Source organism: Flavipsychrobacter sp., from assembly GCA_041392855.1.
Taxonomy (GTDB): Bacteria; Bacteroidota; Bacteroidia; order Chitinophagales; family Chitinophagaceae; genus UBA5543.
Genome location: JAWKLD010000001.1, coordinates 188191 through 200338 on the forward strand (window position 1 = coordinate 188191; position 12148 = coordinate 200338).

Here is a 12148-nt window from a genome sequence, read left to right on the forward strand (position 1 = left end):
TATATTCATATCAGCATGCTTCGTTATATATCTATCACTCTAGCGCTTTTGTTTGTTATATCAAATGTGCAAGCCGCTATATTAAAAGGTCGTGTACAAGACACCAAGGGAGAGCCTCTACCATTTGCTACCGTATTTGTAAAAGGTAGTACTATCGGTACTTCTGCTAATGCCAATGCAGACTATTCATTAAGATTGTCTGAAGGTAAGTATACCATAGTATGTCAATACATGGGGTTTACTCAGGCGGAGCATGTATTGACTATAAAAGCAGGCGAAACTGTAACACATAACTTTAGCTTGATGGAACAAAATTTAAAGCTAAAGACAGTAACAGTTAAGTCGGGTGAAGACCCCGCATATGGTATCATTAGGCAAGCCATTAAACGTAGAAAGTTTCATTTAGAGCAACAAAACTCTTTCCAGTCCTCTATTTACCTGAAAGGTGTATTGCGTATGCGGGATATGCCAGACCAAGTATTTGGTATTAAAGTGAAAGATGCCGATGGTGAAAGTGGGGGCTTGAGTAATGAGCTTGGTGTGGACTCAAACGGTAAAGGTGTTTTATACCTCTGCGAGCAGGATGTAGATTATTATTCTAAAGACAATAAAAGTAAGACCGTTATTAAGTCGGTAACAGAAAGCGGAGACCCGAATGGATTGGGTATGTCACAAGTGCCTAGTGTTATCAGCTTCTACGAAAATAATGTGAACGTACTTAATGGTGCCAACCCAAGAGGTTTTATTTCTCCTATAAGTGATAATGCGTTACGCTACTACAAGTATAAATATGAAGGAGAGTTTATAGAGAACGGTTATACTGTTGATAGGATAAAAGTAACACCGAGAAGGTTATACGAGCCACTATTTACTGGTACTATTTATATAGTAGAAAAGGATTGGGCTATACACAGTTTAGACTTTTTGTTGACGAATAAAGCCAATCTAGACCAGCTGGATACACTAGCTGTAAAGCAAGTGTATCTGCCGCTTAGAAAAGATACATGGGTGATAAAAAACCAAGTGTTGTTCCCTACTTTAACCATATTAGGTTTTGATATTTCGGGGCACTTTATTACAGTTTACGACAAGCAAAAGGTGAATGAGGCAATACCTGATAGTGTGTTCGATCGTAAGATAGTGAGCGAATACCTTGCGGATGCCAATAAAAAAGATTCGACCTATTGGGTTGATAAAAGACCTATACCCTTAGAGCAAGATGAACTGAAAGACTACGCAAGAAATGATAGTATTGTAAGGCGAGACACTAGTAGCTACAATTTAGATTCACTAAGAAGAAGAGGGAATCGCTTTTCTCCAACAGACTTGATAATTGGTGGATATACTTACCATACTAAGAAGTATAAAAATAGATTGCGTATTAATTCAGCTTTGGATGGTATGGTGAATTATAATACCGTTGAAGGGATATATGTAGCTCCCCGCATAAATTGGAGAAGCTCGTTGGGTCAACAAAAAAGCATTGAGCTAAATACTGTAGCTAGGTATGGTTTTGCTAACACGCGCTTCAATATGTTTGGTAAGCTGGCCTATATACAAAGGCAAAAAGATTGGAGAGATAGAAATTGGCAAATAGGTATAGAAGGAGGGAAGTATATTTTCCAGTATAACCAGAATAGTACTGTTTCTTCAATGATAAATCTGTTTAGCACACTAGCCTACAGTAAGAATTACATGAAGCTGTATGAACGTTGGACAGGTGCAGCATTCGTAAAAAGGAACTACGGCAATGGTTTTAGTTGGTACGCAAAAGCAGGTTTCCAAAAAAGATTGCCTTTAGCCAATACCTCTTTTTATACATGGTCTAACTTTACGCCAGCTAGGTGGACCTCAAACTATCCTGCTGAACTAGCCGCTACCAAATGGGAGCAACATAATGCAGCATTGATAAAATTAGGATTGTCTTATCAGCCTGGTGTTAAATACATTATTCTGCCTGATGGTAAAAAACCATTAAGCAGTAATAAACCCACTTTTACCTTACAGTACGAAAAAGGAATACCTAATATCTTAGATAGTAAGACCGATTTTGATAAATGGGTCATAGGCATAAAAGATGATATGAACTTTAAGCTACTAGGGTTATTAAGTTATAACCTTACAGTAGGTGGTTTCCTTAACAGCAACTATGTGAGCTTGCCCGATATGAAGCATATTGCAGATAATCAAACAGTATTAGGCTTGTCTTACATGAGTGGTTTCCAATTAGCACCTTATTATCAATACAGCAATACGGCAGAGCTATATGGCGAGGCGCATGTAGAGTATAATATGAATGGATTGTTGACCAACAAAATTCCTTTTTTTAGAAAAACACAATGGTACTTGCTGCTGGGTAATAATACATTGTATACGAATGATGGTAGCTACTATACAGAAGCCTTTGTTAGCTTGGATAACATAGGATTTAAGCTATACAGGTTCTTAAGAGTAGACCTTGTTAAGTCTTGGGACGATGTGGGTAGAAATAGTATAGGTTTTAGAGTAGGGTTAAAACTAGACGGTGTAATAAGCGTGGGTAGTAGTTCAGCTGAGAAATTCGATTGGTAATCGTAATTTATGCTTAGTTCTTCTATATTAAATGTTAGGATAGTTATTTTAGCGGTAAATATCCTAACAGATGAATGATGTACTCTTCACAAACCCGATAAGCAAGCTGTTTTTAAATACAGCCAGAGGCATACTCTCGGGTGCTAATGGCGGCTATATATTAGCTTATCATAGTATTAAGCCCGACTTGTTTGTGGAGCATATTAATATTCTTCGTCCGGATAGGCTAGTGTCGCTTAGCGAAATAGTTGCCCGTAAAGTTTCTGGAAAATCTACTAAAGGTCTTTTTGCGATAACGGTAGATGATGGCTATGAAGATACCGTGCCAGATTTGTGTGATATATGTGCAGAAAAGGAATGGCCAATTACCTTTTTTCCACCTGTTGATTTCTTGAATGGTATTGTGATGGTTGCCTACCGCTTGGCCAATCTGCGTAAATATGCTAAAGGGCAGGTGATAGCTATTGAAGGAGAAGAAAAAGATTTTCGTGACGAGCAGACATGGCACGAGTACTTTGAGCTTTTGCAGCACAAAATGTACACCCTGCACGAGCGGGAGTATATGCATTTGTTTGATACTATTGCTGACTATGTAATCTCCAATAATATAGCCACCCGAGCTGATCTATATGAACACCCGCACCCTGTGACATGGGACTTCATAGCAAAAAAAAGTAAGAATGACCTCCTGAGCTTCCAGAGCCATGGTGTAACACATATGCCCGTAGCAGGTTTAAGTGATGAGGAACTGGCAAAAGAGTGTATAGACAGTAAGCAAAAACTATATGAAGTGACGGGTAAAGAAGTGAAGCACTTCTGCTACCCATATGGTGCGGATAAATGTATAGGCACAAAAGCACAGGCTATCGTTGCCCAACATTTCGACTCGGCAGTGACGATGAGTAGAGGTAGAATTGATAAAGCTGATACTTACATGCTACCACGTATCCCTCTATATAATATTGATACGAAAGGGAGAACATTGCTAAAACAGTTAACTAAATAAGGTCATGTCCACCGACAATATTTCTATTCATCTTTTTTCGGAGCTGGAAGAGGCTGATATATTAGCATTCAATAAAAAGGCCTATCCTAATAAGGCGCATAAGCTTAACAGTCCATTACTTAAATGGCAGTTTCGCATAGGGTACGATGCCAAGGTTGAGCCTATTTATATAAAGTATGAAGGTAAGATAGTAGGGCAGGCAGCACTACAACCCATAATGGCTACATGTGGTGCGCAACAATATATGGCTACTTGGTACAATAATTTTATTGTACTGCCGAGTATGCAAGGCAAAGGTTTAGGTAAAATACTGACCCAAAAATGGATGGAGTTGGCACCGCTACACATTACCAACTGTAATGATAACTCGATGGCTGTGTTTAGAAAATTGGGTTGGGATGAAGAGTTTCATACGGTGCGCTATGGATTGCCGATCAACATAAATGCCTTAGCCAGATCGAAAGGGTGGACGGGAGTTAAAGCAATGGCAGCAGCTGTGTTGTCTCCCTTGTACAGCCTTTGGCTAAAAATGAAATATGGTAAAGCGCAACATGCGGCAATAACACCGATAAAAGATATACCTCTTGATGAAATAGTGACTGACTGTAAAGAAGAAGGAGAGAATAGACTCGTGAGGGATAAGGCTTGGGTGCAATGGCGCTTGCTGGATAGCCCCTATGCTAATAAGCATTATAGAATAAAGCTTGGCGATGCGGTTATCTATTTCAGAGTGTTGGAGTATGCGGACATCAAACGAATACACATCCTTTATCAAAATACAAATGTGGCTGCCAAAGCGCAAAGAGCAGTGCTACAAGCTTTAGTAGCACATGCTATTCAAGAAAAAGTAGGGTTGCTATGGGGTATTACCAATGTGCCAGCTTTAAAAGAGTTGTATGATAAAGTGCTTTTTGATAAGCTCAGTGCACGTTTTGCCTATCATAGCCAAGAAGGTGAAGTAATGCAAGGTTTGAAGAATGCACCATTGCCACTACAGAGTATCGACTCGGATTATGACTTTATGTATTTTTAAAATGACGTAAAATTGTTATATTTGTAAAGCTGTAAAAGTGAATCATGCCATATAAATACCTTCTATTAAGCATCGCTACATTTTTCCTATTTACAGCGTGTAATACAGAGCGCAAAGTGAACTGTGAGCAGTTTAAGGATGGTCGTTTCAAAATAGAAGATACGGCTAATGGCACTTCTTATATTGTTCGCAACGGAAAGCATCAAACAGAGATACTGAACGGTCAGGTAGATAGCTCTACTTTTATAGTGAACTGGATAGGAGAATGTGAATATACTTTGACCCCAACTCAGGAAACACGTGAGCGCTACTATAACTTACCCGATGACGCAATGCTCACCATCAAGATAAATGAGACCAAAGAGAACTCCTATATTCAAACAACCTCTGCCAACTTCTCTGAAACTAAGGTGACCAATGAGGTAATCAGAATAAAATAAACGGGTGCATATTTAGCAATATGTGTGTGAAGAGCATAGCAAATGTTTATTTTTATAAGCATTTTTTATTGACTTCTGTCACTTTCAATATGGTTAGACATTTTCCTGTTCTTGTAAAAATAAACTGTTGGATGGATGATACAATAGTTTTAAATGAAAAAACTGATACTTAATTGGATTTGTTACAATATTTTTATAATCAATTCGTTATATTTATAGTGCATTATCACATGAGAACCGGTTCATTCCAGATAATCGCCCGCGTATTCCGAAAAGCGGAGATATAGAGTAGGAAAAATCTCAAAATCAGTTATATGAAAAAAACACTAATAGTGTTTGCAATATTGACAATTGCATTCACTAGTTTTTTAAATCCTAGCAATGCTGCAATTGTAATTAAAGATATCACGCGTTGCAATCCTCCACCTACAGGTAATCTTTACGACTATGTAGGTCCTGTGACCACCCATATATTACATCAAGTTGTCATAAAAGGTGTTTATTTGGGTGAAGTTCATTACAAGACTATGAATTGTGATGATCCTGGCGATAAGGACTGTTCTATAGCCAAAGTTAGTCAAAATTTTGACGAGGTAGATGTTTATGAAACCGTGCAAGACAAAGTGAATAATGGTACATCTTCGGGGCATGTAAATCTTGACGGAACATCTGGTACATTAACTATTAATGATCTTGTTGACAATGTTACTATTCCTGATTTTGGTTACATCTGGAATTCCACTGCAACTTGCACACAAGTAGTCATTATTGATGAAGAATAAATTGAAAACATTAAATATTTTATGAAAAAAGTAATAATAAAAAGCATATCCGCATTAATATTAGTTGCAGCATTTAGTGCAAACTCTAATGCTAAATGTTATCAATCAAGGACATCTGGAGGTACACTTAACCCCAATGGGAAATATACGTATGAAAAAGTAATTCAAGGTGACCCTGTAGACGGCATAGAACAATTAGATTGCTATAAACCAGGCAGTAATACGTGCAAATTTAAAGATGGATTTGAGCCACCGTCGATAATTATTGCAGGGACTCCTGTAACATGGCAAGACGCTATGGATAATGTTCAAAGTGAAATTAATTCTGGCAACATGTCTGGAACAGTAAATGCAGATGATGGACTTGGATCATATTCATGGACGGCAGTAGCTGTAAATGAATATGAAGTTACATATTGTGATGGTTTATAATTGTCATTAAATAGTGATAAGAATTAGTGTTATGCTAATTCTTATCTTTTTTTTTATTAATATACTTAGCCATGAGCAATAATTTTTTTTTACTGTTACTATTAAGCATATTCCCAAATGTAACATATTCCCAATATTCCAGATTAGTTGATACGGTTAGTACACAAATTTCTTACAGTAAGAACTTAAGAATGAGTGATGTTCACGTTACAGCAAATGAATCCAATTATTATTTGTTTATCCAAACAAACAAGTTAAGCACCAATAATAAAATAATATCTTATCAACTAGACATAAAAACTGGACGAAATCTACACATAGACACATTGCTAGATATTCCTATGTATTTTGTTTTACGTGATATAGGAATTCAAAAAAATAGAATATACTTATTTACAGATGACGAGTATCTTTATTTTGAACCTGGCAATTCAAAAAATACATTTCAATACGTTAACAGAATTGATAGTGTGCTTAGATATGAGTATTGTGAAAAAATAAATGACTCCCTGTTATTGGCATACTTGATATATAATTTTCATCCTGCTGATGGGAAATCGGGTTTATTTATGCAAGTAATTAATACCAATAATCAAAAAGTTTTATCCAAACATTTTGAAAAATACAGTTCCGTAGCTTTGTCCTCACTTAATAAAAGATGGCTAACTGTATTGGATGAGAAGATTTATGTGATCTCACCACTAACAGGGAACTTAAGGGAATATAACAAAGAATTGCAGTTGTTAAATGAACATGTAATAAATGGGATGTTTAATAAGACAGAAGTTATTACAAATAAAACTTACGAAAACTATTTGCAAGAATTTATCGAGTATAATGACGCTGTTTATAATAATGATACCATAGGAAAATATTCTAATAATAATTTATTTTCCAAAGAAGGTATTCAAAATATATTAGATACTACTGAAAAAAACTTTGCGTTCATAAAAAAGATATTCAATATAAATACCAGTGTTATTGGTATATGTATATCAAGACCTACACATAATAAAGAACAGTTAGATTTGTATACCTATAATATTAAAAAAAGGGAACTTGTTAGTGTATATAAAAATTGGAATTGTATATCTCAAAAAAACATAATGGAGTTAGAAGACTTTTACCCGATTGATCTAAGGCTTCAACATTCAAGATTCCCTAATTTTCAAGACGATACTGTTTATACTTATACTTGGTTAAATCCTAAACTTTTTACAAGTGGAAACAAAATGGACGTGTCTAGCATATATTTGAATGACATCAAAAAAAACGGATATCAATTCTACATATTAAAGCATAAAATAAAAAAGTGACATCATGGAAAAACTTATTAGTAAGTTATTATTTGTTATTCTATTTTCATTATTGCAAACAAATATATATGCTCAATATAAACTCGTAAATGAAATTAACACTGATGTTACTTTCCCTAAAAACAGCAGAATAGATGAAGTTGGCTTTGAAGTGAATAAAAACACAATATGCCTTGTGCAGTCCATTAATGACACCTCAAGTGAAAATGGTAATAGAAAACATATAGTCATATCATTCCATGACCTTAACAGTGGAAATGAGATACAAAAAGATACTATACAAGGTATTACCTCTGCATTTAGAGTTTACGATATAGATTTTAATGATAAATATTGCTTGTTAGTTGGGCATAAGAAATATTTATATTATGAAAGAAATAATACCCAAAATGCTCATTTTGTATACTTACCAAAAGAAATATTAAATAATAAAGGCAAATCGATAGCTTTCAAGAATGCTAATATAATAAACGATAGCCTTGCATTATTACACGGTGTGTATAATTACCATCCAAATTCAAGTGGTTCAGGTTTGCACCTTAACATACTGAATTTAAATACAAATACTATTGTAAAATCTGTGTCTTACGATTTCCCAGGAATAGGCATTTCGTTTATGAGTCATTCTTGGATAACTGTGTCAGGAGGATATATATATGCAGTTTCTCCACTGTCGACATGGTTACATATTTATGATAAATATTTGAATCTTGTAAAGAAAAAACAGTTGAAATTATTTGATGCTAATAGCTATGCAAAGAATATATTGTACGAACAGTATGTCGACAGCATTATTAAATATGAAAATATTAGAATTGAGAAAATAGTTAATAAATATGATAAAGACTCCTTAGAATATCATAGAGAAGATTTTCAATCATATATATATAGCAAAGAATACATTGGTTCTACTTTAGATAGTCTACACGGTGCATATAATAGTGTAAATCGGATATTTACGGTTAACGATTCTATAATTGCTGTTACAACTGCTACTCCACATGATAGGAATGTTTACAGAAATCTATTTTTGTTAAATAAAAACAGTTTAGAAATTGTAAAGAAAATTGATAAATGGAGAATTAGTCCTACAGAAGAACAAAACAAAGTTGAAGACTTTTTTGTTTTAGATATCTCAATACAGGATATAGCATCACCTAAATTCAAAGACGGATATATATATACTTGTGGGTTTTATCCCACTTCAATATTTGTAAAAGACAATGTTAAAAAGTCTGCTGATAATGTATTTAATTATATAAAAAATCATGGATACAAATGGACTATATTAAAATACAAAATAGACAATTAGTATTTTTATTTCTGCTGATTTTGAGTGCATTTACAGGTTATGCTCAAAAAGGGGGTGCAGAAAAGTTGGTTGATAATTTGTATAATTTGGATGATCAAAAAGCTTCAAAAAATGCACATTATATGATTATGACAGATAAGAATTGTTATAATTGTTTCCGTGAATTATTAGATGCGTTGAGAAAGGAAGAACCCCGAAAAAATGTCAATCTAATTGTTGTTACTTATAACAACCCTACAACACTTTTTAGTATCGAAGCGAAACATAAAGAAGAACTAAAAAATATTAATAATGTCTATTTCCTTTTTATAGAAGAATGTCAAAACAAAAAAATAAAGATAATGTCCTTGCTACAACAACCTTCACCTCAATTAATATATTCTACAGATACTGGATTTAAACTCCTTAACTATTCTCAAACAATGAAGTTGATAAAGTAATTGTTATTAGATAGCTTCTGTGAAAACAACATCATTAATAATTGTACTTATTATTTTATTCGGTACTTTTTGTAAAGCACAAACATCAAATTCCACAAGGTCTATCTTTAGTGATACAATGGAGATAGGCGAAGTAATTATAAGTGCTAAAACTGCTATTAAAGTAAACAACGACACCATCAGCTATAGAGTAGACTCTTTTTATAAAGACCCATTAGCAACAACAGAAGACGTTTTAAAAAGGCTGCCCGGAGTTGAAGTAAGTAGAGATGGTACTGTTACTATCAATAGCAAAACCGTTACCAGAATATATATTAATGGTAAAGAGTATGATACTGAAGATCTTACTTCGATCACTAAAAACCTACCCGCTGAAATCTTAGAGAAAATACAAGTAGCCGACTATCATAGTGAAGACGCCATATTTAGTAGCAGTAAAGAACCCACAGAGGAAAAAGTTATCAATCTACAGTTTAAGAAAAAGTATAAAAATGGTATATATGGGCGAGCCACTTGCGGATATGGAACAAAGGATAGATACCAAGCTGGGCTATTCGGCAACTACATGTCTAAGGATGGTCTTAGCCTAACAACTATTATTGGCGTCAATAATACAGGTATATCCAACGTAGAGAATACAAATAATAACTCTTGGAGTTCACCAGGTGTAAAGGATGAACAAAAAGCCACTATCAACTTCTCTAAAGATGTAACACCTAAATGGAAGTTAAGTGGTGGTTACAATTTCAGTGCCAACAAAAACACACTATACCGCTCCTCTTTCAGAACCACCTATTTACAAAATGACAGTTTGCTACTACAAGAACAAAGTCAACGTTCAATAAGTACAAACAATAGTCATAGGGTAAATATTAGAAGCAACTGGGATATTAGTAAAAGACTTAAAATACGCTCCTACCTATCAATGAACTATAAAGACCAAGATGCCAACAGTAATAATAAAGACATAACATACCAAAATCAGCAAGAGCAAATAGATTTTCAAAGAATTTCTCTAGTGAACAGCTATGACACTAAGGCTAATATTAGATGGAATAATACAATAATGAAAGCATTTGCTAAGGAAAAAAGAACCCTTATTGTTAATGTGAATGCAAATTATGGAGTCTCAAAAAGTACAGCTAACAATCAAAACACGAATGAATACCTCATATCCTCTTCAAACACCAATGTATCTAATACTGCTCACACTAGAAGCAATAATGTAGCTACTCATATCGGTATTAAATACAACGAACCTATAAGTTCGTCCAGCATGGTATCTCTTGATTATAGCAATAACTATACTATGGCCTCTAATCAGAGAGAAGTTTTGGTAGGTAACAACGGTATGACCATTTTTGACACTACGCAAAGCAGGAACTATAACAATAGCAATAATGAAAACACATTAGGGCTTAGTTATCAGTATTCAAAAAACAAACTATATGGCTCATTAGGGTTTCAGTTACTGCTCTATAATAGGACTACAAAAGATGAGCATAATAACCAAAACAACATTTCTCAACAAGGTGTTAATTATGCACCTCGTTTACATTTACAATACAAAATGACTAAAAAAAGAAATATTAGTTTTGGCTACAATGGTCGTATTAATGCCCCAAACCTTAGTCAATTACAGCCCATCCCTGACTATACTGACAGCTTGAATATATTTACGGGCAACCCCAACCTTAAACCTGAAATCAGCAACAACGTAACCCTTAACTATAGAAATTACAACTTATCAGGTGGCAACACGAATATATATCTACGCAGTAGTTGGCACAGCCAAAAAATAATCAATAATGTAGTGATTACGAATAGCAAAAGAGAGACAACCCCTATCAATGCAGATGGTAATTATTCTTTCACTTTAGGCATTAACAAGACCACCTCTATTATTAAAAAGAAACTAAGACTTACGACAAGTATCTCTGGCAGTTGGCAAAACAACGTCAATATCATCAACAACACACTACAGGATAGAAAGAGCTATACCATATCACCCAATATATACCTTAACTACCTTTCAAACGAGATCTATGAAGGCAACATACGCTATGGCTATAATTGGAATAAAACAATAACAACAAATAGTACTAATAACCTATTACAAACACATAATCTATCCCAACAAGGGACTTTCTACTTGCCTTTTCATATTAAATGGGAATATGACCTTTCCTATATTGTAAATAATGGGCTAAGTCAATCTTTTGAACAAGAGTTTTTCTTGGTTAGTACATCCTTATATAAAGAGTTTAAGAAATTAAAAGGTCTATTTATTAGTATTCAGGCATACGATATATTCAATAATTTTCCTACAGTACAGCGGAATATTAATGATAACTATTATGAAGACATATCTGTTAATAGGATAGGCAGTTATTATATGCTTTCACTGATTTACAGGTTTACCTCTTTCCCCATTAATACAGAAATATAATTAACAGAACCTTAAACGCCCTCTTATTAAAAGAGTGTTTAGCGTGGCATTATAAAAAGTACGATCATACCCACCGGTTTGCCAGGCTCGAAAAACGGGCCAAAAGGAAGGGGCGGGGGGTGTGGTCCAAAAAACATGTTAAACCTAGTATATACCGCCACCAGTAAAAAACCGACCCAAAAAACACAAAAGCCGCTATGAAAGCGGCTTTTAACGTGTTATATGCAGTCCGACCTGGATTCGAACCAAGACAGACAGTACCAAAAACTGTAGTGCTACCATTACACCATCGGACTGTTTCCTGCGTTGCAGGGCTGCAAAGTTATATAGTCAAACGAATATCACAAAACTTTTTAAAAATTTATTT

General features: G+C 34.6%; 10 protein-coding genes and 1 tRNA gene. 10 read left to right on the forward strand and 1 reads right to left on the reverse strand.

Annotated elements, in window-relative coordinates; genetic code table 11:
- Nucleotides 1-15 precede the first annotated feature (15 nt).
- From R2800_00890 to R2800_00935, 10 genes are all read left to right on the forward strand, one after another.
- The gene (locus R2800_00890) at nucleotides 16-2571 is read left to right on the forward strand and encodes a DUF5686 and carboxypeptidase regulatory-like domain-containing protein (protein ID MEZ5015581.1); all 2556 of its coding nucleotides are present in this window, start codon (nucleotides 16-18) and stop codon (nucleotides 2569-2571) included.
- A 70-nt stretch (nucleotides 2572-2641) separates the two neighbouring features.
- Nucleotides 2642-3577, forward strand: a complete 936-nt coding sequence (locus R2800_00895) for a polysaccharide deacetylase family protein (GenBank protein ID MEZ5015582.1) — start codon at nucleotides 2642-2644, stop codon at nucleotides 3575-3577.
- 4 nt (nucleotides 3578-3581) lie between these two features.
- A complete protein-coding gene (locus R2800_00900) occupies nucleotides 3582-4610 on the forward strand; it encodes a GNAT family N-acetyltransferase (GenBank protein MEZ5015583.1) in 1029 nt (342 codons plus the stop codon).
- 44 nt (nucleotides 4611-4654) lie between these two features.
- A complete protein-coding gene (locus R2800_00905) occupies nucleotides 4655-5050 on the forward strand; it encodes a hypothetical protein (GenBank protein ID MEZ5015584.1) in 396 nt (131 codons plus the stop codon).
- A 314-nt stretch (nucleotides 5051-5364) separates the two neighbouring features.
- The gene (locus tag R2800_00910; protein MEZ5015585.1) at nucleotides 5365-5832 is read left to right on the forward strand and encodes a hypothetical protein; all 468 of its coding nucleotides are present in this window, start codon (nucleotides 5365-5367) and stop codon (nucleotides 5830-5832) included.
- Between the two features lie 21 nt (nucleotides 5833-5853).
- On the forward strand, nucleotides 5854-6264 hold the full coding sequence (locus tag R2800_00915) for a hypothetical protein (GenBank protein ID MEZ5015586.1): 411 nt from the start codon (nucleotides 5854-5856) through the stop codon (nucleotides 6262-6264).
- Between the two features lie 191 nt (nucleotides 6265-6455).
- Nucleotides 6456-7580 (forward strand): hypothetical protein, encoded by a 1125-nt coding sequence (locus R2800_00920; GenBank protein MEZ5015587.1) that lies wholly within the window; start codon nucleotides 6456-6458, stop codon nucleotides 7578-7580.
- A gap of 4 nt (nucleotides 7581-7584) precedes the next feature.
- Complete coding sequence (locus R2800_00925) at nucleotides 7585-8892, forward strand: hypothetical protein (protein ID MEZ5015588.1); 1308 nt, start codon at nucleotides 7585-7587, stop codon at nucleotides 8890-8892.
- A complete protein-coding gene (locus R2800_00930; protein ID MEZ5015589.1) occupies nucleotides 8859-9332 on the forward strand; it encodes a hypothetical protein in 474 nt (157 codons plus the stop codon). The genes R2800_00925 and R2800_00930 overlap by 34 nt, the downstream gene beginning before the upstream one ends.
- A 19-nt stretch (nucleotides 9333-9351) precedes the next feature.
- Nucleotides 9352-11781, forward strand: a complete 2430-nt coding sequence (locus R2800_00935; GenBank protein MEZ5015590.1) for an outer membrane beta-barrel protein — start codon at nucleotides 9352-9354, stop codon at nucleotides 11779-11781.
- A gap of 225 nt (nucleotides 11782-12006) precedes the next feature.
- Here the strand turns inward: R2800_00935 and R2800_00940 are convergent.
- Nucleotides 12007-12077, reverse strand: a tRNA-Gln gene (locus R2800_00940).
- Nucleotides 12078-12148 lie beyond the last annotated feature (71 nt).